Consider the following 21,706-nt stretch of genomic DNA (forward strand, 5'->3'; position numbering starts at 1 on the left):
CAGTACAATGGCCGCCGTTTAACGCCCTACTCTCCTGGCCTTTCTCTTGCGGTTCGAGTGGTGTTTAGCGTCCTGCCGTCTCCACCACCACAGCGCCCAATCGATGCTCGAACTGATCCTACTCGAAGACGAACCCATGATTGCCGAGGAGCTGGCCGAGTTCCTCGGCGATTGCGGCTATCGGGTGACCCTGGTCCGCCACATCGCCGCGTTCACCCAATCCTTCGATGCACAGCGCCATAGCCTGGCCGTGATCGACCTGGGACTCCCCGACGGCGACGGCCTGGAACTGATCCACGGCTTGCGACAACAGGGCGGCACCCTGGGGATTGTCGCCTTCACCGCGCGCGCCGCGATTGAGCAAAAAGTGCTGGGGTTGCGTATCGGCGCCGATCATTACCTGACCAAGGGCTGCGACCTGGAGGAACTGGCGGCGGTGCTCAGCGCCCTGGTGCGACGCCTGGGCCTGCAAGGCGAGACGCAACCCTGGCGCCTGGCGACCGGGCCCCGTGAACTGTGGGCACCCAATCAGCGGGTGTTGCGCCTGTCCAACCAGGACACCCTGGTCTTGCAACCGTTGATGAGCAACGCCGGCAGCAATGTGAGCCGACGCCAGATCGTCGAGGCGCTGGGCGAGGACTGGCTCAGCTACGACCAGCGCCGCCTGGATACCCAGATGCGCCGGCTGCGGCGCAAGGTCGAACAGGCCACAGGCCTGGAACTGCCACTCAAGACCCTGCGCAACAATGGCTACTGCTTCTACGAGCGCGTGACGATCATCGACTGAGAGCGCTCAACGGTGCTGCAGCAGCGAGGCGGTAAAGGCGTAGCCCTGATTGCGCAGCGACAGGATCGGAGCCTGCAGCCCGGTTGAGGCGGTCATCTTGCGCCGCAGCCGACTGAAGATGGCTTCCAGCCGGCGCTCGTCGTAGCTCAGGTAATCCTCGCCGAGGACTTCCACCAATTGACGCCGACTGACGGTGCACTTCGGCGCCTGCTGCATGCATCGCAACACCAGGCATTCAGTGCGGCTGAGCTCCAGTTGCTTGCCGTCAGGCGCAATCAGTCGCCGGTGTGGCAGATCGAGGACCCAGCAGTCGCTGTCAGGCCCAATGTGCATGGAAATGCGCCGCATCAAGGCGCCGCTGACAGCCTTCAGCTCGGCATCCACGATCGGGCTGGCCAGACAATAGTCGGCGCCCAGCGCATACCCCTGCAGGTGCTGCTTGAGAGCGCCGCGCTCGGTGACCAGGATCAACCCGATATCCGGCCACAGCCGGCGGATACGCTTGATCAGGGCCAACTCCAGGCCATCTTCGGGGAGCACTTGCAGAAGGATGATATGCGGCGCGAACAGCGCGATGTCGACATCCTGCAGGCGCGACCGCTCGATCATGCACAGACAGTGAGCCATCGAGTAGCCGTCCGAGTGGGCGCTCCCGAGGCTTGCGGGCAGCGCTTCAATCACCATCAAGCGCATGGCGCAAACAAGAGGAGGGAAAGGGAATGCATTAGGGATTATCATGCTGGCGCAGTCGTCAAGGTCAGACCAATGAGCACGATGCTACGCAAATAGCCCAGAACGGAACTGAGCAAATCTGAGCAAGGAGTTCGGCTGCCAGAACAACCACTCCCCTTTCATTGCTCATGACCCCTACTGATGCCTTACTCGCTCCTGTTGCTGCTGTGCCTGTTGCTGACGGCATTTCCTACTCCTGCCCCTGCCGCCCCTCTGATGCTGGAAAGCAGCAGCCTGAGCGCGCGCGGATTCCTTGAGCGCCTGGACGATCCGCAAGGACAGCTGGATGCCGCAGCGGCCCTGGCGTCGAGCGACTGGAAAACGCTGCCCAGCTCACTCAGTGCGGGCTTCGTCCCTGGCGTGATCTGGGTGCGCATGCAGGTGCAGGCCAGCGCCAGTTCGCCGGTGCATTGGATGCTGATGCTCAGCAACTCTCTGCTGGACGAGGCGACCCTCTATGACATGACCGGCACGCCTCGGGAAATACGCAGTGGCGAAGCCATAGGCCGAGATCACTGGCCGATCAACTATCGCTCGCCGGTGTTCGCGCTGACCCTGACCGACCAGCAGCCGCACGTGCTGTTGCTGCGGCTAAAGAGCAAGAACGCCATGTCGGTGAGCGTCCGGCTCATGCCCCAGGACCGGTTCGCCGAAACCACCTCCATGGAGTACCTGGGCTACGGCCTGTACTTCGGCATCTATCTGGTGCTGATCCTGTTCCACGGCTTTTTCTGGCGCATGACCCAGGCACCGGAAAGTGGCTGGTACCTGGCGTACGTGAGCTTCTGCATCGGGATCGAAAGCCTGACCCTGGGCTTGCCGCAACAGGTGCTGAACCTGCCCATGGAACTGAGCGACACGCTGCTGGGTTGCGCGCTGGGCCTGAGCCTGCCGGTGGGCGTGATCTTCGCGATGCGCCAACTGCGGCTTGAAGGTTACCGGCGCCTGCAGCGGGTACTGACCGTGGGGAGCCTGGTGATTGGCTTGATCTCGGCCCTGGCGGTGCTGACCGGGCACTATCAGATCGGAGCGCCCCTGCACCAGATCACCGTGTTGCTGAGCATCCCGTTCTTCATCGGCCTGGCCCTGTGGCTGACGCTCACCGGCCACCGGCCCGCGCGCTATTTCCTGTTGCTGTTCGGCATCTATTACGCGGGAATCGGCATCAGCTTCCTGCGCAACCTGGGCTACGTACCTACGACCTTCTTCACCGACAACGCCGTGGCCATCGGCGCACTGATGCACATGCTCCTGATGAGCATGCGCATCATCCTTCATTACCGATGGCTCAAGGAAAAGACCCGCCACGCTGAAGATGCCTTCACCCAACTGATCCAGAACCAGAATGCCGAACTGGAATCGCGCATCACCCTGCGCACCCACGAACTGCGCAACGAGATCCAGCAACGCGCGCTACTGGAGCAGGAGCTGCGCGAGTCGCTGCGCCAGGAAAAACAGATCCGCGAGGAACAACGCGACTTCGTGGCCATGGTCTCCCATGAATTCCGCACGCCACTGGCGATCATCGGCACCTCGGCGCAACAGATGATGCGCAACCTGGCGGGACCGCGGGAACGCAATGAACGACGCTGCCAGAACATCCACGAGGCTTCCAAGCGCCTGATGACACTGGTAGACGACTACCTCAACCATGACCGCATGACGGACGGCGCCATTGAGCTGCGGCGCACTGAACATGACCTGATGGCATTGCTCCAGGGCTGCATGGGCGAGTTCCCGCCCGAGCGTATCCAACTCCACTACCGGGCAGGGCGAAGCCACATCAGTTGCGACTTTGGCTTGCTGCGCGTGGCCTTGCGCAACCTGCTGGCCAACGCCGACCGCCATGCCCCCGCCGACACCGCGGTGCAGGTAGAAGTCGACGACGGCCCCCGGGGCATTCAGCTTCGAGTACTCAACGCCGGGGCCGAGATTCCCGCCGACCAGGCACCGCTGCTGTTCCAGAAATACTTCCGTGGCACCCAGTCCCAGCACTCGCCGGGCGCCGGGCTCGGCCTCTATCTGGTCAAGCGCATCAGCGAATTGCACGGCGGCACCCTGGTACTGGAAAGCCGTGGGCACGAAAGCCCTATCTGTTTCCATCTACACCTGCCGGAACCGGCCTGATCAGGATCCTGATGCACTAGGTAGAGATGGCTCGGCCATAAGCACTCGACGGCTCTGGCACCCGGAAGTATCCAGGTGCCTTGAACTCAACCCAGCCCTGTAGGAGCGAGCTTGCTCGCGAAGCTCCCAAGAGCGCCGCATTCCCCCAGCGACGCGCGTTATCCTTGACGTCCATCGCGAGCAAGCTCACTCCCACAAGGCTCATGGCGGGAAAGGTCAAGTCGGCCCGGACAGCGCCCGCTCCATGATCAACGTCAACTCCTCGCCCTCGTAATGCTCTCGCACCCGGACAAACCCCAGGCGTGCATAAAAGCCTTCGGCAGTGACCGACGAGGGCACCACCAGCGAGGCCAGCCCCGCCTGCAACGCCGCCTGCTCGACCGCGGCCATCAGTTGCCGCCCCAGGCCATGGCCGTGGTACGCCGGATCGACAAACACCGAACGCACCGCGCGCCCGTCGAGGCTGGCGGTGCCCAGCAGTTTCCCGTCCACCAGGGCGACGAACATTTGCCGGCGCTGCATCAGTTGGCGCACAGAATCGGTGGTGAAGCTGGCCTGGACCCGCTCGATCACACTGGCGGGATAGTCCTGGGCATTGCTGGTGAGCAGGGCCGCCAGGATCACTTGGCTGACCCGCGCGGCATCGGCCTCCAGGGCCGGACGAACTTGGCATTTCATGACCACTCCCTGGTTTCAACGCGGATCGCAGTGGCCAAAAATACGACCCGCACCACTTGCTGCCAAGGACTTACTGCAACTGAAACACCAAACAGGGATTGTCATTCAAGCGCCCTTCATACACCGGCTGCTGGTTTTCCAGCGAGGTGCCCTGGAGCTTCTCTCGATCCTTGCGCGCCACGATCACCCAGGAACCGTGGGGCAGTGCGTCCAGCTCTCCGGGGGTGTCGCCGCGAACGAACAGCGGCTGCTCGTCGTGGTCCAGGTTCATCATGTAGCGCACGGCCCAGGTGTCCTGGCCCAGGTTGAAGAACACCAGGGGTCCGTGTTCGGCCGCGCGCAGTTGCTCCACATCGCGGACAAAACCCTGGGTGTCGAATTGCCGGTCCTTGGCCGGGTCCACCACCGCTACCAGTAGCGTCCATTGCGCCGCCAGGGCCAGGGCGCTGAGCAGCACCAGGCGCCGCCCGAAGCTGCCTCGGGTGCGGCGCCAGCAGTACAGCGCCAGCAGTTGCAGCAGGGCAAAGATCGCGATCAGCAGCGGCATGGATACCGGCGGCCAGTAGCCGTGCTTGTGCCAGCTGTGTTTAAGGACGAACAGCACCAGGATGCACAGCCCCGGCAGCACGCCCACCAGCCACAGGTAGGCGCTGCGCACCTTGCTCATTCTGCCCCGGGCCATGAGCAGGCCGTAGGCCGCCACCGCGGCGAACATCGGCACCATGGGCAGGATGTAGTAGGCGCGCTTGAAGTGCGGCACCGACAGCCCCAGCAGGATCATCAGGCCGCAGGCGCCAAGGCGCAGCACCAGGCGCAGTTGCGGGTCGGCATGGCGCCGGAACACTTGGCCACGCAACATCCACAGGGTCACCAGGGCCAGGGGCACCACCGGGAAATAGCGGTACAGCGCCAGCTGGAAGTAGAAGTAGAACGGCTCGCCGCTTTCATCCAGGCGCCCGCTGACCTGCATGTTGTAGACCTGCTGCACAAAGGCCTCGCCGCCGCTGACATAGGCCAGCTTCATCAGCAGCCACCAACAGCCGGCCAGCACCAGCAGGCCACCGAAGCCGTAGCCAAGCACACGCTTGAACAAGATCCGGCGCGCCTCCTGGGTGCGGCTGTCGCCCAGCAGCCAGTAGGTGCAGACCACGCCGCAGACCTCCACCAGCCCCAGGGGCCCGCGAATGGCGAAGGCCAGGACGAACAGCGGTAGCACCAGCCATGGCCGCAGCCGCGAGCCACGCTGTTCGCCACTGTGCAGCAGGTAGAAGGCCCCCAGGCACAGCAGCGAGATCATCTGGTCCAGGCACACCGAACGGGACTTGTCCAACAGCTGGCTGGTCAGCGCCGTCAGCAGCACCGCGAGCAGCGCCCAGGTGCGGCCCATGGGCGCCAGCAAGCGGTACAGCAGCGCCAGTACCCCCGCCGAAGCCAGGGCCGTTGGCAGGACATTGGCCAGGTGATTGGGCGCGCCGAACAGCTGGGCGCACAGATAGCTGAGATAGGTCGCCGTGCCCGGGTAATCCGGATACGGCTGGCCGTAAGTGGTGGGGAACAGGCTCGGCCCGTGACGGAACATCTCCTGCAGAAACAGCGCCCAGCGGCCGTCGAAACCCTGGGGCTGCTGGTCCCAGATGCCAAAGGTAAACAGCAGCAGGGCCACCAGGTAGATACCCCAGGACTCCATCCCGATACGCGTTTCTCGAACCATCTTCGCCCCGTCAGAAAGTGCCGTGCCATGAGCTCGGCGTAAGGCTGGACATGGTGCGCGCGATACCCCTGAACGGTGACTGAACGAGGATAAGAAACCCGCCTGCGGCAGCGGCTACAGGGACCGGCGGCGCAGGGCCGAAAAGCGGCGCCAGTCGAACTGCCCCACTGCCAGCGCCAGCAGGATCAGGCCCATGGATACAGCCTCATCGACCTCGAACCGCTGCCCCAGGATCAACACCGATCCGGCCATGCCGAACACCGGGATCAGCAACGACAAGGGCGCCACCCGAGAGACCGGATACTCCCGCAGCAACAGGTTCCAGCCCCAGTAACAGAAGTGCGTGGCCGCATAGACCTGGAACATCAACGACAGCAGCGTGCTGATGGACACTTGCCCGGCCAGTTGCCGAAACGGCGCACTCCCATGGCTTATCCAGGTCAGTGCCAGCAGCGGCAACGGCGCAAACAGGCTGGCCCAGACCACGAAGGCGAACACCTCGCGAACCCCGCAGCGCTTGATGATGACGTTGCCCACACTCCAGCTGAACGCACTCACCAACAGCAAGGCGTAACCCAGGCTGGTGGCGTGCCCAGGGCTGTCGCCGATGATCCGCAGCAGCCCCCACAAAGCAATGGCCGTGGCCAGAACCTGCTGCCAGCGCAGGCGCTCGCCGAACAGCAACACGCCCCAGCCCAGGGAGAAAAAGGCGCTGAACTGGATCAACAGCGCAGCCGTACCCGGCGCCACGCCCTGTTCGATCCCGAGGTTGATCAGCGCCCACATGGCCACGCCGAAAATCAGCCCGTAGGCCGCCAACCAGGCGAATGCCACCGGCGGGCGAGGTATCAGCAATACCCAGGGCAACGCCGCCAGGGTGAAGCGCAAGGCGGTGAGCAGCAATGGATCGAGACTCGCCAGCCCAAGCTTGGTGATGGGGAAGTTCAGGCCCCACAAGGCGGTCACCAGCAGGGCCAGGAACAGGTGTTTTTTCTGCATGTCGCGCGGTCCAGGAAAGGCGGCCGCGAGCAAATCCCCGGCCGGGGCCGAACTATCGCCGCAGTACGCCATGGCCCGCTTGCAGTATCAGGTCAACTATCAGTAGATTCGGGCCATGCACCCTATCGCTATCGATCCCTACGAAAACATCCCCCGAGACGCGCTGGTCACGGCCATCGACTATGCGGACGGCCAGCACTTCGCCGAACACCAGCATCGACGCGGGCAGTTCGCCTACGCCGCCACCGGAGTGATCAGCGTCTTTACCGAGCAGGGCAACTGGGTGGTGCCGCCACAGCGGGCAATCTGGGTGCCGGCCGGGGTGACCCACGCCATGCACATGCGCGGGCCGGTGACCCTGCTCAACACCTATGTGCGTCCCCGGGCGGCAAAGCGCCTGGGCTTGCCGGAGCAATGCGAGGTGCGGGAAGTGTCCGAGTTGCTGCGCCAACTGCTGCTGCGGGCCATGCACCTCCCCGCGCTCTACGCCAGGGACGGCGTGCCGGGGCAGTTGATGAACCTGCTGCTGCATGAAATCGCCAGCATGCCGGCCCTGACCCTCAACGCCCCGCTGCCGGACGAGCCACGGCTGGCCAGGGTCTGTCGCGAGCTGCTGGAGCAGCCATCGCTGGAGTTGGGGATCGATGCCATAGCCAAGCGCGCCGGCATGAGCCGTCGCACCTTCACCCGGCTGTTTCGCCAGCACACCGGCATCAGTTTCGTCGAATGGCGCCAGCAGGCCTGCCTGTTGGCGGCCGTGGTGCGCCTGGGCCAGGGCGAGGCCGTGACCCGGGTCGCCAGCGACCTGGGCTATAGCAGCCCGAGTGCGTTCAGCAGTGTGTTTCGCAAGGTCCTGGGCGAGGCGCCCAGTCGTTACTTTGCCCGGGCCCGGGCCTGAAGGACCCGAGCCTGAGCGAGGCCGTGCTAGAGGAACACGGCAGACAACATCCCCAGCGCCCCCAGGCAGCAGCCGATCAAGGCACCGCGTCCGGGCGCCTGCTGGAACAGCGCCCAGATCACCAGCGGCTCCAGAAGCAGCAGCGACGTCACCGAGACCACGGTGATGATCCAGATGTCGCCCACCGCCACGTAACCCAGCCAGTAGGCCGCCAGCAGGCAGATACCGCCCAGGCACATGATCAGCACCGGCAACGCCAGTTCGGCACCGGAGGTGTTGCCGGAATGGGCCAGCCGCGCCACCACCACTTCACTGTAGATGGCGCAGAACTCGCCCAGCACCATCAGCCCTACAGCAGAAACTCCGAGTAATTCTTTGGACATGTGACAAACCCCTTGGTATTGAGAGCCCGATTTTTCAGCTCCCAGGCATTGATCGCTCCGCTGACGGAGCCGGAATCACGATGCGCAGGGGTACGGGACAACTCGGTCATAGTCAGGAACTTGAACATGTCCATCTCCTTCTGGGTGGGGGATGCAAACCAGGCCCGTGAACTGTCGACGGGCCGCTGCCTGTATAAGGGATTGGCGCCCCCGGCGTCATCCGCCACGCGCATTCACCGCGAAAAAACCACGCAAACTCCACAGTCAACAGGCCTGCCTGCCGATAGCCTGGGTCCGGTCATCCTCAGCCTGAAGCCCGTGCCCACCATGTCCCAAGCGCCCCAATCCATTCGCCCCCTGAACCGCGGTCACTGGATCGCCACCTACTTCTTCGGCGTCGCGGGGCTGGCCCTGGCCCTGATGCTGGTGGTCAATCTGGTGTTGCTGACCAGCAGCCAGAACCCGTGGCAAGCGCTGCTCGACTCCCTGTCGTTCAGCGTGGCGGTGCTGATGGTGAGCCTGGTGCTGATTACCCTGATCGCCGCCTTGCCGTGCATCCTGTTCTTCTGGCTGGCCCAGCGCTTTGCCTGGCGCCAGTTGTGGATCTACCTGGTGAGCGGAGCCCTGGCGGCGCAGTTCGCCATTCCCGTGATGACCCAGCTACTCCCCGAACTCTTCAACCTCCCGCACGGCGTCAGCGCTGCGCTGCACTATTTACAGCTGGCATCGATGTTCGGCGGCTGTGGAGTATTCATGGGGGGGCTGTTCTGGTGGCGCAGCGGGCGTCACTTGCGCTGAACCGAACCTTTACTCAGCACCGGCCCGACGCCCAGCAACCCGCCCCTTGAGCAGGGCCAAAGCAGCCACCCCTAGAGCGATCTTTTCCATGTCCGTAACAACTCCAACCCAACGCAGCGTGCAGCCGGAAGACTGGTTCGCCGCTTACTTCATCGGCGTCACGGCCCTGGCCACGGTCCTGGCCTTGCTGCTGATGCTGGCGATGTTGGCCAGCGCCGGCTCGTTGAACGCAGACATCATTCTCCAGACGCTGTTCGTCGGCCTGCTGACCCTGGTGGTCAGTGGCGTGCTGACCGGCATTCTCGCGGCCCTGCCTTGCGCGCTGTTCTTCTGGCTGGCCCAGCGCTTTGCCTGGCGCAACGTGCTGATCTACCTGTTCAGTGGCGCCGTGGCCGCGATGCCGACCATCCCGGTGGTGGCGAGCCTGGCGCCCTCCAGCTTCTATACCGACCGCGACGAGGATCAACCGCCACCTGAGGGTTTGCCGCGCTACCTGCCGCTGGCGCCATTGTTCGGCTGCTCGGGGGCTTTTCTGGGGCTGGTTTTCTGGTGGCGCAGCGGCCGTCACCTGCGCTGATCCTCAAGGCAACCGCCCACGCCGATACCACGCCCTGCGGTAGGCGCCGGCTCGCCGGCGAAGGGTCCCTCCGCTCCTGCGCCAGACGTGACGAGGCCCTCGTTGGCAAGCCAGCAGCCACCCAGCCAGCGCCTACAAGGAGGCGCTGGGCTCGGCGTCGCGAGCCACCACCACCTTGCCCAGCACGCCACCTTGCTCGACGCGGGCATGGGCCCGGCGCAGGCTGACGGCGTTGAAGGGGCTGATGACTTCATTCAGGGTGCTGCGAATCACGCCCTGGTCCAGCAGCTGCGCCAGTCGGTTGAGGATGTGGTGCTGCTCGATCATGTCCGGGGTCTGGAACAACGCCCGGGTGAAGACCATTTCCCAATGCAGGGACACGCTCTTGCTCTTGAGCGGCACCGCATCGAGAAAGTCGTGGTCGTCAATCAGGGCGATGTGTCCATGGGGCGCAATGATCTGGGCCAGCTCGGCAAAGTGCCGTTCGGTGTGGGTCAGCGCGGCGATGTGGGTCACCACCGGCAGCCCCAGGTCGGCACATTGCTCGACCAGCGAGCGGGAATGATCCAGCACCTGATGCGCCCCCAGGTCCAGGCACCACTGGCGGCTGTCAGGGCGCGAAGCGGTGGCGATCACGGTCATCCCGGTCAGCTGACGGGCCAGTTGGATCAGCACCGAGCCCACCCCGCCGGCGCCGCCGATAATCAGCAGCGTGCCCTGCCGTGACAGGTCACCGGGCACCCGGCCCAGGCGTTCGAAGAGCAATTGCCAGGCGGTCAGCGCGGTCAACGGCATGGCAGCCGCCTGGGCAAAGGACAGGCTTTTGGGCTTGTGCCCCACCAGGCGCTCGTCCACCCGGTGCAGCTCGGCATTGGCGCCATCGCGGGTGAAGGTGCCGGCATAGAACACTGCATCCCCGGGGGCGAACAACGTCACCGCGCTGCCTACCGCGCGGACCACCCCGGCAGCGTCCCAGCCCAGGGTGTGCACAACGTCCGGCACCGCCACCCGGCCGTCGCGGACCTTGGTGTCCAGAGGGTTGACCGACACCGCCTCGACCGCCACCAGCAGGTCGTGGGGTTGCAGTGGCGGCTCGGCCCGATCCACCTCATACAGGGCTTGGGGATCGGACAGTGACGAGCCTTTGAGATAGGCGATGGCCTTCATTGCAGCGCTTCCTGAGGGATTGAAAGCGCCCACTTAAATCCTTCATGCCCGGCGCGCACAAGTACGGTACTTTTGCGTACCTGCTACGCAAAAGGACCGTCAGGCGATGAAAAACAAACACTACCAGGACATTCCCGGCTGCCCGGTGGAGGTCACCCTGGACCTGATCGACGGCCGCTGGAAAGGCGTGATCCTGCATCAATTGCTGGCCAATGACTTCCTGCGTTTCAACGAGCTGCAACGCCGCCTGCCGGGCATTTCCCAGCGCCTGTTGACCAAGCAGTTGCGTGACCTGGAAGGCGCCGGGCTGGTCTTGCGCACGGTGTACGCCGAGGTGCCGCCGCGCGTGGAATACCGCCTGAGCGCCGAAGGCCAATCGCTGCAACCGGTGATCGAGGCACTGTCCGCCTGGGGCCACGGGCGGATCAGCCGCCAACAGCGGCCAGGCACTGTCGAGCCATCGCAAGCGACGGCCCCGGTGCTGTGAGTTCGCCGCCCTCGAGCCTTCCAGCCGCGGCTCGCGCCCGGGGTTCCGGGTGTGCAACCAGGCCGTGGCCCCCCGCGGCGCTTGCCGGATCTACACCCGAGGATGAGCGCCTGCGCCCCTACCTGACTTCGGCCTGGGGCAACAGGCAACCCTTGGCCAGCCACCGGCACTGGCGCTGCCAGCGATAGCGCTGCTCGGGGGTGCCGCGCTCGTCGTAGAACACCAATTGCAGTTGCTCGGCACTGAAATCCAGCTTGGCGAAACCGGCCCGTGCCGAACTGAACTGGCGGTCGTTGATCACGTCGGGCATCTCGTAGAGCTTCTGCCCACCGGCTCCGGAGATCACCCAGGCGGGCTCTCCGGGCTCCAGCAGCAACTGCTGATTGTGCTCATGCCCGGCCAGATAGAGATCGACCTGACTGCGCTGCAAGGCCGGCAACAGATCCTGCAGCAATTGCTCATCATTGCCGTGGCGACCGGCGCTGCGCAGTGGATGGTGAGCCGCCACCATTCGCCAGACCGGCCGCGGGCCGGGCTGGGCAAACGCCTGCTGGAGAAAGGCCACCTGCTGCGCCAGGGTTTCCCGCGGGGCCGCGGTGTCGAGGAACACCACCCGCAGCAAGGGACGCCCCTGCACCTGGCCGAAATCCTTCTGGTAATAGCGCGCCGGCATCTGCCAGCGCCCCGAACCCTTGTGCTCCTGGCTGTAGTCGAGCTCGACCTGCTGCGATTCCGGGTAATCGTGGTTGCCCAGCACCGCGTAGAACGGCACGTGATTGAGCCAGCGCCCCCAATAGACGCGCTCGAACTTGAGCTGCCAGCTCATGTCGCCGGTGCCGCTCAGGGGCGGCCCGTAGAAGTTGTCCCCCAACAGAACCACCAGATCCAGGCGCCGGTCGCGGGCCGCCACCCGCTCCATGGCCCGAGCCACCCGCCATTGCTGCAAGGCTCCGCTGCCCTGGTCGCCCAGGGCAATCAACGCGATCTGTTCCGGGGGCGCCGCGACAACAGGCACGAAGGCCTGGGGCGGCGCGATCAGCCAGTACCCCAGGGCCAGGCCGAGTCCTGCCAGCAGACACAGCGCAACCCACAGCCAGGGGCGCCGGCGTGTCGATTCAACCGCGGACTCTTTCTCATAGGGTGCTTTCAAGGAGGCTCAACTCCGGGGGGGCAAAAGGAAGAAGCACGGGTGGACGCGCACTAGACCATAGCTCTTGTTCACAATTTGTTAAGAGTCCTCGCCGTATACTTTCGCGCTTGCCCGCAGCCCGTTGCCTGCGCCCCTCGACCTGGTAGCCAAAAACTCATGTCACGACCTGCTCCGCTGTTGTTCCTGCTGGCCTGCCTGCTGTTCTTCTTCGCCCTGGGCAATCACCAGTTGCAAGGCTCCACCGAGGCCCGGGTGGCCGGGATCGCCATGGAAATGCACCTGGATGACGACTGGGTCACGCCGCGCCTGTTCGGCACGCCGTTCCTGGAAAAACCGCCCCTGAGCCTGTGGCTCGACGCCAGTGCCATCCGCGCCTTCGGCGGCACGCCCCTGGCAGTGCGCCTGGCCTCGGCCTTTGCCGGGCTGTTCAGCGTGATGCTGCTGTACGCCATGCTGCGCCGTTTTGGCCGGCCGGCCACCCTGGCGGCAGTCGCCGGCTTGATGCTGGCGACCATGGCCAGTTACTGGAGCAACGTGCGCGGCGTGGGTGAGGATGCCCTGCTCAGCCTTGGAGTGACCCTGGCCCTGCTGGCGTTCTTTCAGGCCCAGCGCCGTCAGGCCGAACAGCAACCGGCGCGGCTGGCCTGGCTGGCCTTCGCCGTCGGCATCGCCATCGCCACCCTGAGCAAGGGGGTGCTGGGCCTGGCCATGCCGGGGGTGGTGATCTTCGCCTACCTGCTGGCCGACAGCCTGATCGAAAAACGCTTCAGCTTCAGCCAGTGGCTACGCCCCGGATTGCTGACCCTGCTGGGCCTGGTGCCGCTGATGATCTGGCTGTACATGCTCTATCAGCGCGGCGGCCTGCAAGCCCTGGGCGAAGTGCTGTGGACCAACAGCGTCGGGCGCTTCGACGGCTCCTTTGTCGAGGCCGGGCACTACGAGCCCTTCTATTACTACCTGGCCAAGCTGCCCCAGGCCTTCCTGCCGTGGAACATCCTGGTCTACCTGGGCCTGTGGCACTTTCGCAAGACCCTGGTGCAGAACCGCTACCTGCTGTTCTTCAGCCTCTGGTTGCTGGCGCAGTTCACCCTGCTGTGCCTGGCCTCCAGCAAGCGCACGGTGTACCTGATGTCCCTGACCCCGGCGGCGGCGGTGCTGGCGGCCGAGTACGGCGCGGTGCTGTACCAGCGCCTCGCGCAGCGGGCCCAGGGAGCGGGGTTATGGAGTGTGGTGGGGCGCCGGCGTCGGGCCCTGACCATCGCCATCATGAGCCTGATGGTCTGCGCCTACCTGGCGAACGCCCAATGGGCAGCGCCCCGGGCCGACCGTGAACTGTCCTTCGTCCCGGTGACCGACCAGATCATCGCGCTGCAGGCCAGCGGGCATCAGCTGGCGCTGTATCAGGCCAACGAGCGCATCGCCGGGGCCAGCGTGTTCTACACCCAAAGCCTGCTCAAGGACCTGCAGACCGAAGCGCAGTTGCAGGCCTTTCTCGCCGAGTCGCCGCAGCATGTGGCCCTTATCGGCGGCGACCAGACGCCCAAGCCGCCGTTGCAGATCCTCAAGACCATCATGGTCAGCCGCCAGGCCTACCACTTCGTCAACCTGGCGCCGGGCCAGTGACCCACCAATGAAAACGGCACCTGAATCAGGTGCCGTTTGTCTATCCGGGCGAGGCTTACTGAGGGTTCTTCAGCTTGACCACATCGCCGGAGACCTTGGTGATGTAGCCGCTCAGGACCCAGGCCCAGAACCAGTTTTCCTGGATTTGGGTATTGATCAGCGCATCGCCGCCCTTGGCCTTGATCGCCGCGGTCTGCGCGCGGACGAAACGGCTGTTCTGCTGGATCGGGATCACTCCGAACAACATGATGCCGGTGGCGGTCGCTTCACTGTGACCGATGACGGTGTACTGGCTGCTGTCCAACTGCTGGGTTTTCATCGGGGTGCCGGTGCAGCCCGCAAGAACCAGACCGAGACAGGCAGAGGCAACGACTTTGCTGATGTGTTTCAAGGCTTAACTCCATGAAAAAAACATCCGGGATTCATTTCCCGGGCGCGGCACTTTACTCGCGAGGGGTAAAAATGCCCATCCCGAAATCGCTTCCCCTTGAACCCTTTCCCGCTGATACCCGCTCACCGCCCTTGAAACCATGACTCCTGCCCATTGACGGGCATTTCCTCAAAGGAGTCAGTCATGACCATCACTGTTACCACCACGACCCTGGACCAGGCCGTCGCCCAGAAGCGTTTCGACGATGCCTGCCGCTACCTGCGCCAATCCGATCTGGCCAATTTCCTGCTCGACGAACTGATCGCGGTCAAGGAAGAGCTGATCGTGGAAGTCACCAACTCCTCGGCCCCGGACAAGACCGACCGCTGGATTCCTCCGGCCGCCAACTCCACCACGTCCGCCGGACGCGTGGTGTGGAACCTCAAGTCCCAGGTGTACGCCATCGAGAAAAAATACAAACAGCCGGACCTGAGCAACTTCCAGAAATTCCTCGCGCTGTTCAGCAGCGACCGGGTCGAGCGGCTGTCCCCGGCCCTGGTGCTGATGCATGAGCTGGGGCACGCCTGCCAGTTCCTCACCAACAAGGCCGAGTTCCGCAAGCAACTGGCGAACAGGAACATCCTCGAAGTGGAAAACATCAACGTCAACGCCATCGAAAACACCGTGGCCAAGGAGCTGACCGCCAAGAACAACAAGGAAGGCCTGCGCTGGGATTACCTTGACGCTCGCTAAGCCCTGCTTCCCCGGCGGCACCCTGTCGCCGGGGGACTTCCCGCTGTTCGTGCCGGGCCGTTGCGGCCTGGAAAAGGAGATATTCCCATGTTGATTCTGCGTTCACTGATCCTCGGCCTGACCCTGCTGGCCGGCGCTGCCCACGCCCTGGAAACCACCCACCTGCCACCCGCCACCCTCAAGGCCTACGCCGCCACCCTGAACAGCGTCGCCGGCAACAGCCAGTGGCAGCAACTGTGGAAACGCTCTCGGGACCAGGGCGCGTTCACCCACCAGGGCGAGCAACCGCGCTTTACCGTCAGCCAGGACAAACTGCCGGACATGGTCCGCACCACCTTGCTCAATGCCAGCAGCGTGTCCGCGCAAAACACCACCCAGGCGCTGTACCGCTACGAGTTTGCCAACCCGATTGGCCAGGCCAAGGGCATTGCCCTCAAGGCCATGTGCCTGTTGGTGGACTGGCGCTCGCTGCCCAGCGGCACGCCACCGGACGACACCAGCCACATGGGCAACGCCAGCCTGCTGCAAACCTACCCCTGCCTCTGACAGCGGCAAGCCGCCCAGGCCTTGAGCCTGGGCGGCGAGCACTTACGAGGTTAGCTGCGAGCCCAGCAGATCGGCCTCCTTGCGCCGACGAGTGCCGTAGCTGTCGCCAAAATTGCGCAGGTTGGCCAGGGCACTCTTCCAGTCGCGGGCCACCACCTGGGCCCAGAAGTTCGGCGTGCGAGTGGCCAGGTTGCCGTACTGAAAGGCCACCGAGGCGATCACGGTCTGCATCGGCGCCGGCAGCTGGGCAAAATCCACCCCGCTGGCCCGGGTGTAGGCCGCTGCCAGTCGATCGACGAAGGGCGCCTTGTACGCCTCATCGATCAGCTCGGCCTCGGCGCTGCTGATGCTCAGGGGTTGGCCATCGAGAAACTGCTTGGCCTTGAGCCCCGTCAGCCCCAGGTAGGGCGTCAGCCGCCGCACCAGATCCGCCGGCAGGTTCAGCGCCTGCAGATCCTGGACCCCGCGCTGCCCCAGATCGAACCCGGTGCCCACCGTGACCCCGCTCTTGCTATTGGCCGCATCGGGCACATAACCGCGAGTCATGGCACCGCCTTCGAGGGCGGCGATAAAGCTGAAATCAATCGCATAACGTGACATGGATATTTCCTCCAACAGTTGAAGAAAATCCAGTGCACCACCGGCGACCGATACAGCATCAGGATGTAATAGTTCCCCTTAATAAGGGGGAAATTTCCCACTGAACAACGGACGAGGCACCTCCTTAGGATCGAACCAGCGTTATCCATAATTCCAAGGAGGTACCAAATGGACGTGAAAGACCTCAGTCTCATCGATGTTCGTCAACTCCCTCACTCGCTCCAGGCCCTCATCGACTGCATCGGCCTGGAGAACGCCTACCGCCTGACCCGAGAGTACGGCGGCCGCCCCAAGTACATTCCCAAGCACGCCGAACGCACCTCACTGGCCCTGATCCTGCCCCCCGACGCCCTCAACGCGCTGATCGAACGCTTCGCCGGCCTGGCCCTGGAAATCCCCAAGGCCGACCACTTCTGCCGGCAGATCCGCAACCAGCACATCCAACTGGAAAGTCTCGGCGGCATCTCCCGCAGCGTGCTGGCGGACAAGTACGGCCTGAGCCTGCGGCAGATCGGCAATATCCGTCGCCTGGAGGCCAACACTCACCGGTAATCGATTCCCGCTGAATCGGCCGCCGCGGCTTTCTTAAGGTGCAGGGGCGCATTTCGCGCAACGAAGAACAAGGAGCTAGACCATGGCAGATATTGATAAGGGCTTGATCGGCGGCGTGATTGCCGCGCTGCCCCTGGACAAGATGATCACCGGTCCGCTGATGGCGATGATTCAGGCGCAGGTCGCCGCGAGCAAAGCCTATGCGGACTTCCTCATGGGCGTGTGCATCAAGGACGGCCAGGCGGTATCGGTGCAGTTCGACTACGACGAAACCCTGGTGGATGAACAGGGCGTCTACAAGGGCACGGTGAAGAAGTCGATGCGCATTCCGCTGCTGGCGGCCATCAGTCACCCCAACATCACCATCGAGGAAGGCTCCATCGAGTTCGAGCTGACCATCAGCCAGATGGCCGAGGACACCAGCTCCACCGAAGCCTCCGGCAGCTTCGAGGCGAAGCTGGGCTGGGGCCCGTTCAGTGTGTCGGTCAAGGGCGCGGCGAGCCACAAATCCACTCAGACCCGCAAGACCGACACCCGCGCGCGCTACGCCATCAGCACCAAGATCGTCCGCCAGGACCCACCGGAAGCCCTGATGCGCGTCATCGACTTCCTCACCGACGCGGCCACCAAACCGGTGCGGCTGCCGAGCACGCAACCGACCGACCCGGACAAGCTGCCAACCGCTAATACGCTGGCAATGCCGGACGCCCCGGCCGAGAAGAAAACCGGCACCGGCGGTTGATCCACGCGGCACCGTCGCCCCAGCAACCCGCCCCGCCTTCACGGCGGGGCACCTCAGCCACCGAACAAGGAGCGTGATCCATGGCGTTTTTTTCCCGCAGCAAGGAGCCCATGTCGGCCAGCGACCTGAGCCACATCACCCGAGGCATGCACCAGGCCGCCGCCGCCACTCACAACCTGATCGCCCAGCAGTACATCAAGTTGTTCGACCAGTTCTTCGATTACAACGTCAACGACCTGGGCACGCCGATGAAGGCCAAGATGGTCGAGGTGGCGCTCAACGATGACCACATCATCAACGTGCCGCTGATTGCCCTGGTTTCGCCCAAGGGCCTGGCCCTGCACAAGATGACCGTGGACCTGTCGGTGCGCATGCAGGCCACCGAGCTGCAGAAGGCCAGCCACGACCTGGAGAATGGCGAGCTGCAAAGCGAGAAGTTTTTCGTCACCTTCGGCAGCGGCAAGCGTGATGGCCAGGAACGCGACCCGGACGAAGTTCAGATCAGTATGGAGTTTCGCGACTGCCAACCGCCGGAAGCGATCCAGCGCCTGATCGAAGAGTTCACCAACCTGATCAGCCCGCAACGCATCAATGAAGGCCCGGCCCCGGCCGCAGCGGCTGGCGCTGCGCCTGCCGACCCGGACTTGCTGGTCCCCTGAGCCCCGGGCCCGCCCGGCTGACCGCAGCGGTCAGCCCCAAGGCGCCTCAAGGCTTGAGGTTCACCGAACGCCAGTCGCTGGCCTCGATCAGCCCAAGCATCTTCGGCGCGCCGTTGAGGGTATCGGTGGTGATGAACAGCGAGGCGCCGTAGCCCAGGGTCGGGGTCGCCAGCTTCAGCTCCTGCTCCAGTTCATCCATGCATTCGCTGTGGGTCACCAGCACCAGGTTGCGCCCGGCGACCTTATGCGCCAGGGCGTCGCGCAGCATGCTGCCCTTGCAGTTATACAGCCAGCCATCGCCACTGCTGACCTTGCTGAACATGTAGCCGGCGGTCTGCGCGGTGCGGGTCATGGGGCTGTTGTAGATCTCGGTGCGTGCAAGGCCCAACTGCTCGAATCGCGCGCCGATGGCCACCGCCACTTCCCGCGCACGATCGGTAATGCCATCGGCGGGCCCCAGGCAGGGGGCGCTGGAACGGTCGCAGCGCTCGACATGCCGCACCAGGACAATCGTGTCGCCCTTGGCCCAGCTGCTGGTCAGGGCCTTGATCCCGGCCACGTTGCCATGAGCCAGATCGGGCACCGCCGCCGGACGCCAGCAAAACAGGCACAACGCAAGCAGCGACAGAACCGCCAGCAGCAAGGCCAGGCGGTTCTTGTAACGCGTCAGGCCGCTCATCGCCAATGAGCGTTTGACCGGCGGCAAAGCAAGTCTTGTGGCCACTGAGCAACCGCCCCTCTGAGAATGATCCGATGTGTTGAGCAACTCGCCATCAGGCTAGCGCCTGCTGATGACAATCGAGTGCCGGCCAATGCCTGTGGCATCGACTCGTCGGACTCTAGGGCGGCAAGCGTGGGGCGCGGGTGAAATGAATGTGAAAAAAAGCTCAACGGACCGACGGTGATCCCGCAAAATAACCGTCCATCGCCTCAAACATTGTCCTGGGACAATACCAACGAAATCGTTTCAGCTATGGGCCGTCCCGCCGATACACCCCCTACAAAACACCTTGCTGGTCACCAACAACAACAATCTTCCAGCCAACTCAAGATCAAGAAGAGCTACGTTCCTGGAGGAATTCAATGAGTAGTTGGTTTGCCAACATCAGCGTCAACCTTAAGCTGGGCCTGGGTTTCGGCCTGGTCCTGGCCCTCACCACCGTCCTGGCCCTGACCGGCTGGACCAGCCTGGGCAGCCTGATCGACCGCAGCAACTGGATGAGCGACATCACCCAGCTCAACAGCGGCCTGACCAAACTGCGGGTCACCCGCCTGCAGTACATGCTGGCCAACGGCGACGAAACCGCGGCCCAGGGCGTACAGAACACCCTCGACGATTTCAGCGCGCAGCAGAAAAAGCTCCTGGCCTCGTTCCAGAGCCCGGACAACATCAAGCTCCTGCAGGGCCTGGGCGCGACCATCAGCGCCTACCAGGATTCGCTGAACAAGATGCGCAACGCCTACCGCACCGGCGACGCCGCGCGCCAGGCCATGAACCAGAACGCCGAACGCGCCAACGACCTGATCAACGCCATCAACGCCCGGGTCAAGCAGATGCCCCTGAGCGACGAGCGCTTTACCCAATTCCAGGCCATCACCCAGGCCAAGGAAGCCTTCCAGCTGGCGCGCTACGAAGTGCGCGGCTACACCAACACCAGCAACCCGGACACCGAACAGAAAGCCGTGACCCAGCTCAATGCGGCGATTGCCGAGCTGGACCAGCTCAATGCGCACTTCGGCAGCACCCAGCGCGAGGCCCTGCAACAGCTGGAAAGCGCCCTGAGCGGCTACCGCAGTTCGCTGCAGGCCTTCAAGGTCGCCTTCACCGACGCCGTGCAGGCGCGCAAGGAAATGACCGACCAGGGCGCCGACATCGTCAGCCGCAGCGACGCCCTGTACCAGATCCAGCTGGACCGCCGCGACATCGAAAGCGCCCAGGCCCGCAGCCTGCAATTGATCAGCACCCTGCTGGCGCTGCTGGTGGGTGTGCTGGCCGCCGTGATCATCACCCGGCAGATCACCCGCCCGCTGCAGGAAACCCTGGCCGTGGTCGAGCGCATCGCTTCCGGTGACCTCACCGAAAACCTGCGGGTCACCCGTCGCGATGAACTGGGCGTGCTGCAACAGGGCATCGCGCGCATGGGCGTGACCCTGCGCGAGCTGATCGGCGGCATCCGCGACGGCGTGACCCAGATCGCCAGCGCTGCGGAAGAGCTGTCCGCCGTGACCGAAGAAACCAGCGCCGGGGTCAACAGCCAGAAAGTCGAGACCGACCAGGTGGCCACCGCCATGCACGAGATGACCGCCACCGTGCAGGAAGTCGCGCGCAACGCCGAACAAGCCTCCCAGGCCGCGGCCGCCGCTGACGGCGAAGCCCGCCAGGGCGACAAGGTAGTGGCCCAGGCCATCGAGCAGATCGAGCGCCTGGCCAGTGAAGTGGTGCGTTCCACCGACGCCATGACCGTGCTGCAACAGGAAAGCGACAAGATCGGCAGCGTCATGGACGTGATCAAGGCGGTGGCCGAACAGACCAACCTGCTGGCACTGAACGCCGCCATCGAAGCCGCCCGCGCCGGTGAAGCCGGCCGTGGTTTCGCCGTGGTCGCCGACGAAGTGCGGGCCCTGGCCCAGCGCACCCAAAAGTCCACCGAAGAGATCGAAGAACTGGTGGCCGGCCTGCAGAACGGCACCCAGCAAGTGGCCACGGTGATGAACAACAGCCGCAGCCTGACCGACAGCAGCGTCGAACTGACCCGCAAGGCCGGTGCCTCGCTGGAAAGCATCACCCGCACCGTGTCCAACATCCAATCGATGAACCAGCAGATCGCCGCCGCTGCCGAACAACAGAGCGCCGTGGCCGAAGAGATCAGCCGCAGCATCATCAACGTGCGCGACGTCTCCGAACAGACCGCCGCCGCCAGCGATGAAACCGCTGCCTCCAGTGTTGAACTGGCGCGCCTGGGCGGCCAGTTGCAGATGATGGTCAGCCACTTCCGCGTCTGATTTGCAGCGCGCCCTTCGGTCCTGTCGCCGCTGCCGCAAGCTGTGACAAGGACCGAAGGGCCTTCCTAGGCCCTCAAGAGCGGCGTCCCCTTCGGGGCCGATCGCAGCCTGCGGCAGCGGCTACAGAGGGTTGTTCGGCACCGTCGAGCAGCGCATCCATCACCGCCCGCGCCATCTCCACCGAATGAATCGAACTTGAACCGCCACGCGTCGCTACCAAACGATCAAGGTGGCGGCTATACGCAGGTTGGTAGACCGGGACTCCAGGAAACCCAGCGCACACAAGGTGCCCTGCGCAGCACCGCCATAACACGTCGACAGATTAAGGCCTGTCGAAAGTCAGCGACGGCCGAAGACTAGCCCT

Annotated in this window: 24 protein-coding genes and 1 pseudogene; 14 read left to right on the plus strand and 11 right to left on the minus strand. The window is 64.2% G+C overall.

Features of this window, described 5'->3' with window-relative positions; genetic code table 11:
• Positions 1 to 103: 103 nt before the first annotated feature.
• A complete protein-coding gene (locus GGI48_RS10905) occupies positions 104 to 787 on the plus strand; it encodes a response regulator transcription factor (protein ID WP_047301645.1) in 684 nt (227 codons plus the stop codon).
• Between the two features lie 6 nt (positions 788 to 793).
• Here the strand turns inward: GGI48_RS10905 and GGI48_RS10910 are convergent, their stop codons facing one another.
• On the minus strand, positions 794 to 1,468 hold the full coding sequence (locus tag GGI48_RS10910; RefSeq protein WP_179598256.1) for a response regulator transcription factor: 675 nt from the start codon (positions 1,466 to 1,468) through the stop codon (positions 794 to 796).
• Between the two features lie 192 nt (positions 1,469 to 1,660).
• Between GGI48_RS10910 and GGI48_RS10915 the strand changes: the two genes are divergently transcribed.
• A complete protein-coding gene (locus GGI48_RS10915; protein WP_179598258.1) occupies positions 1,661 to 3,646 on the plus strand; it encodes a sensor histidine kinase in 1,986 nt (661 codons plus the stop codon).
• Between the two features lie 216 nt (positions 3,647 to 3,862).
• On the opposite strand, the gene GGI48_RS10920 is transcribed toward GGI48_RS10915, so the two are convergent.
• From GGI48_RS10920 to GGI48_RS10930, 3 genes are all read right to left on the minus strand, one after another.
• Complete coding sequence (locus GGI48_RS10920) at positions 3,863 to 4,324, minus strand: GNAT family N-acetyltransferase (protein WP_179598260.1); 462 nt, start codon at positions 4,322 to 4,324, stop codon at positions 3,863 to 3,865.
• 70 nt (positions 4,325 to 4,394) lie between these two features.
• Complete coding sequence (locus tag GGI48_RS10925; RefSeq protein WP_179598262.1) at positions 4,395 to 6,035, minus strand: glycosyltransferase family 39 protein; 1,641 nt, start codon at positions 6,033 to 6,035, stop codon at positions 4,395 to 4,397.
• Positions 6,036 to 6,149: 114 nt separating this feature from the next.
• The gene (locus GGI48_RS10930) at positions 6,150 to 7,034 is read right to left on the minus strand and encodes an EamA family transporter (protein ID WP_179598264.1); all 885 of its coding nucleotides are present in this window, start codon (positions 7,032 to 7,034) and stop codon (positions 6,150 to 6,152) included.
• A gap of 115 nt (positions 7,035 to 7,149) precedes the next feature.
• Here GGI48_RS10930 and GGI48_RS10935 point away from each other — a divergent pair, with 115 nt between their 5' ends.
• Entirely contained in the window at positions 7,150 to 7,932 is a 783-nt protein-coding gene (locus GGI48_RS10935) for a helix-turn-helix domain-containing protein (protein WP_179598266.1), read from the plus strand.
• A gap of 26 nt (positions 7,933 to 7,958) precedes the next feature.
• Here GGI48_RS10935 and GGI48_RS10940 read toward each other — a convergent pair whose 3' ends face one another.
• Together GGI48_RS10940 and GGI48_RS10945 are read right to left on the minus strand one after the other, a co-directional pair.
• Positions 7,959 to 8,276, minus strand: a complete 318-nt coding sequence (locus GGI48_RS10940) for a hypothetical protein (protein ID WP_016965022.1) — start codon at positions 8,274 to 8,276, stop codon at positions 7,959 to 7,961.
• A 5-nt stretch (positions 8,277 to 8,281) separates the two neighbouring features.
• Positions 8,282 to 8,443 carry a hypothetical protein gene (locus tag GGI48_RS10945; protein ID WP_179598268.1) on the minus strand — a complete coding sequence of 54 codons (162 nt, stop codon included), beginning with the start codon at positions 8,441 to 8,443 and terminating at the stop codon, positions 8,282 to 8,284.
• 199 nt (positions 8,444 to 8,642) lie between these two features.
• Between GGI48_RS10945 and GGI48_RS10950 the strand changes: the two genes are divergently transcribed.
• Positions 8,643 to 9,113, plus strand: a complete 471-nt coding sequence (locus GGI48_RS10950; protein WP_181956961.1) for a hypothetical protein — start codon at positions 8,643 to 8,645, stop codon at positions 9,111 to 9,113.
• 88 nt (positions 9,114 to 9,201) lie between these two features.
• Positions 9,202 to 9,690 carry a hypothetical protein gene (locus tag GGI48_RS10955; protein WP_179598270.1) on the plus strand — a complete coding sequence of 163 codons (489 nt, stop codon included), beginning with the start codon at positions 9,202 to 9,204 and terminating at the stop codon, positions 9,688 to 9,690.
• Between the two features lie 132 nt (positions 9,691 to 9,822).
• On the opposite strand, the gene GGI48_RS10960 is transcribed toward GGI48_RS10955, so the two are convergent.
• Positions 9,823 to 10,857: a zinc-binding alcohol dehydrogenase family protein gene (locus GGI48_RS10960; protein WP_179598272.1), complete on the minus strand. Its 1,035-nt coding sequence runs from the start codon at positions 10,855 to 10,857 to the stop codon at positions 9,823 to 9,825.
• Between the two features lie 106 nt (positions 10,858 to 10,963).
• Here GGI48_RS10960 and GGI48_RS10965 point away from each other — a divergent pair, with 106 nt between their 5' ends.
• Positions 10,964 to 11,344: a winged helix-turn-helix transcriptional regulator gene (locus GGI48_RS10965; RefSeq protein WP_016965017.1), complete on the plus strand. Its 381-nt coding sequence runs from the start codon at positions 10,964 to 10,966 to the stop codon at positions 11,342 to 11,344.
• 118 nt (positions 11,345 to 11,462) lie between these two features.
• Here GGI48_RS10965 and GGI48_RS10970 read toward each other — a convergent pair whose 3' ends face one another.
• Positions 11,463 to 12,494 carry a metallophosphoesterase gene (locus tag GGI48_RS10970; RefSeq protein WP_260620649.1) on the minus strand — a complete coding sequence of 344 codons (1,032 nt, stop codon included), beginning with the start codon at positions 12,492 to 12,494 and terminating at the stop codon, positions 11,463 to 11,465.
• Positions 12,495 to 12,650: 156 nt separating this feature from the next.
• On the opposite strand from GGI48_RS10970, the gene GGI48_RS10975 reads away from it, so the two are divergent.
• Positions 12,651 to 14,117, plus strand: a complete 1,467-nt coding sequence (locus GGI48_RS10975) for an ArnT family glycosyltransferase (RefSeq protein WP_179598274.1) — start codon at positions 12,651 to 12,653, stop codon at positions 14,115 to 14,117.
• A gap of 55 nt (positions 14,118 to 14,172) precedes the next feature.
• Here the strand turns inward: GGI48_RS10975 and GGI48_RS10980 are convergent, their stop codons facing one another.
• Positions 14,173 to 14,508: a hypothetical protein gene (locus GGI48_RS10980; protein WP_179598276.1), complete on the minus strand. Its 336-nt coding sequence runs from the start codon at positions 14,506 to 14,508 to the stop codon at positions 14,173 to 14,175.
• 183 nt (positions 14,509 to 14,691) lie between these two features.
• Between GGI48_RS10980 and GGI48_RS31155 the strand changes: the two genes are divergently transcribed.
• Both GGI48_RS31155 and GGI48_RS10990 read left to right on the plus strand, forming a co-directional pair.
• The gene (locus GGI48_RS31155) at positions 14,692 to 15,240 is read left to right on the plus strand and encodes a hypothetical protein (RefSeq protein WP_016965013.1); all 549 of its coding nucleotides are present in this window, start codon (positions 14,692 to 14,694) and stop codon (positions 15,238 to 15,240) included.
• Between the two features lie 87 nt (positions 15,241 to 15,327).
• A complete protein-coding gene (locus GGI48_RS10990; RefSeq protein ID WP_179598278.1) occupies positions 15,328 to 15,786 on the plus strand; it encodes a hypothetical protein in 459 nt (152 codons plus the stop codon).
• A 42-nt stretch (positions 15,787 to 15,828) separates the two neighbouring features.
• On the opposite strand, the gene GGI48_RS10995 is transcribed toward GGI48_RS10990, so the two are convergent.
• Positions 15,829 to 16,386, minus strand: coding sequence for a pesticin C-terminus-like muramidase (locus tag GGI48_RS10995; RefSeq protein WP_179598279.1), 558 nt, complete (start codon positions 16,384 to 16,386; stop codon positions 15,829 to 15,831).
• A gap of 168 nt (positions 16,387 to 16,554) precedes the next feature.
• Between GGI48_RS10995 and GGI48_RS11000 the strand changes: the two genes are divergently transcribed.
• From GGI48_RS11000 to GGI48_RS11010, 3 genes are all read left to right on the plus strand, one after another.
• The gene (locus GGI48_RS11000; protein WP_016965010.1) at positions 16,555 to 16,938 is read left to right on the plus strand and encodes a hypothetical protein; all 384 of its coding nucleotides are present in this window, start codon (positions 16,555 to 16,557) and stop codon (positions 16,936 to 16,938) included.
• Between the two features lie 82 nt (positions 16,939 to 17,020).
• Positions 17,021 to 17,680, plus strand: coding sequence for a DUF2589 domain-containing protein (locus GGI48_RS11005; RefSeq protein WP_016965009.1), 660 nt, complete (start codon positions 17,021 to 17,023; stop codon positions 17,678 to 17,680).
• 80 nt (positions 17,681 to 17,760) lie between these two features.
• Positions 17,761 to 18,339, plus strand: a complete 579-nt coding sequence (locus tag GGI48_RS11010) for a DUF2589 domain-containing protein (RefSeq protein ID WP_179598281.1) — start codon at positions 17,761 to 17,763, stop codon at positions 18,337 to 18,339.
• Between the two features lie 46 nt (positions 18,340 to 18,385).
• On the opposite strand, the gene GGI48_RS11015 is transcribed toward GGI48_RS11010, so the two are convergent.
• Positions 18,386 to 19,063, minus strand: a complete 678-nt coding sequence (locus GGI48_RS11015; protein WP_179598283.1) for a histidine phosphatase family protein — start codon at positions 19,061 to 19,063, stop codon at positions 18,386 to 18,388.
• 494 nt (positions 19,064 to 19,557) lie between these two features.
• Here GGI48_RS11015 and GGI48_RS31435 point away from each other — a divergent pair.
• A pseudogene (locus GGI48_RS31435) lies at positions 19,558 to 20,436 on the plus strand (methyl-accepting chemotaxis protein); the annotation flags it as partial.
• Positions 20,437 to 20,637: 201 nt separating this feature from the next.
• Positions 20,638 to 21,342, plus strand: a complete 705-nt coding sequence (locus tag GGI48_RS31440; protein ID WP_372840377.1) for a methyl-accepting chemotaxis protein — start codon at positions 20,638 to 20,640, stop codon at positions 21,340 to 21,342.
• The last annotated feature ends 364 nt before the right edge of the window (positions 21,343 to 21,706 follow it).

The sequence above is a fragment of the Pseudomonas protegens genome (assembly GCF_013407925.2).
GTDB lineage: Bacteria > Pseudomonadota > Gammaproteobacteria > Pseudomonadales > Pseudomonadaceae > Aquipseudomonas > Aquipseudomonas fluorescens_AP.

Bases quoted from the DNA above. Each gene is read 5' to 3' on its own strand.
- GGI48_RS31155 (WP_016965013.1), top strand. From the start codon at position 14,692: ATGACCATCACTGTTACCACCACGACCCTGGACCAGGCCGTCGCCCAG.
- GGI48_RS11005 (WP_016965009.1), top strand. From the start codon at position 17,021: ATGGCAGATATTGATAAGGGCTTGATCGGCGGCGTGATTGCCGCGCTG.
- GGI48_RS10975 (WP_179598274.1), top strand. From the start codon at position 12,651: ATGTCACGACCTGCTCCGCTGTTGTTCCTGCTGGCCTGCCTGCTGTTC.
- GGI48_RS10915 (WP_179598258.1), top strand. From the start codon at position 1,661: ATGCCTTACTCGCTCCTGTTGCTGCTGTGCCTGTTGCTGACGGCATTT.
- GGI48_RS10940 (WP_016965022.1), bottom strand. From the start codon at position 8,276: ATGGTGCTGGGCGAGTTCTGCGCCATCTACAGTGAAGTGGTGGTGGCG.
- GGI48_RS31440 (WP_372840377.1), top strand. From the start codon at position 20,638: ATGACCGCCACCGTGCAGGAAGTCGCGCGCAACGCCGAACAAGCCTCC.
- GGI48_RS10950 (WP_181956961.1), top strand. From the start codon at position 8,643: ATGTCCCAAGCGCCCCAATCCATTCGCCCCCTGAACCGCGGTCACTGG.
- GGI48_RS10965 (WP_016965017.1), top strand. From the start codon at position 10,964: ATGAAAAACAAACACTACCAGGACATTCCCGGCTGCCCGGTGGAGGTC.
- GGI48_RS10995 (WP_179598279.1), bottom strand. From the start codon at position 16,386: ATGTCACGTTATGCGATTGATTTCAGCTTTATCGCCGCCCTCGAAGGC.
- GGI48_RS10920 (WP_179598260.1), bottom strand. From the start codon at position 4,324: ATGAAATGCCAAGTTCGTCCGGCCCTGGAGGCCGATGCCGCGCGGGTC.
- GGI48_RS10925 (WP_179598262.1), bottom strand. From the start codon at position 6,035: ATGGTTCGAGAAACGCGTATCGGGATGGAGTCCTGGGGTATCTACCTG.
- GGI48_RS10905 (WP_047301645.1), top strand. From the start codon at position 104: ATGCTCGAACTGATCCTACTCGAAGACGAACCCATGATTGCCGAGGAG.
- GGI48_RS10930 (WP_179598264.1), bottom strand. From the start codon at position 7,034: ATGCAGAAAAAACACCTGTTCCTGGCCCTGCTGGTGACCGCCTTGTGG.
- GGI48_RS10960 (WP_179598272.1), bottom strand. From the start codon at position 10,857: ATGAAGGCCATCGCCTATCTCAAAGGCTCGTCACTGTCCGATCCCCAA.
- GGI48_RS10990 (WP_179598278.1), top strand. From the start codon at position 15,328: ATGTTGATTCTGCGTTCACTGATCCTCGGCCTGACCCTGCTGGCCGGC.
- GGI48_RS11000 (WP_016965010.1), top strand. From the start codon at position 16,555: ATGGACGTGAAAGACCTCAGTCTCATCGATGTTCGTCAACTCCCTCAC.
- GGI48_RS10955 (WP_179598270.1), top strand. From the start codon at position 9,202: ATGTCCGTAACAACTCCAACCCAACGCAGCGTGCAGCCGGAAGACTGG.
- GGI48_RS11010 (WP_179598281.1), top strand. From the start codon at position 17,761: ATGGCGTTTTTTTCCCGCAGCAAGGAGCCCATGTCGGCCAGCGACCTG.
- GGI48_RS10945 (WP_179598268.1), bottom strand. From the start codon at position 8,443: ATGTTCAAGTTCCTGACTATGACCGAGTTGTCCCGTACCCCTGCGCAT.
- GGI48_RS10935 (WP_179598266.1), top strand. From the start codon at position 7,150: ATGCACCCTATCGCTATCGATCCCTACGAAAACATCCCCCGAGACGCG.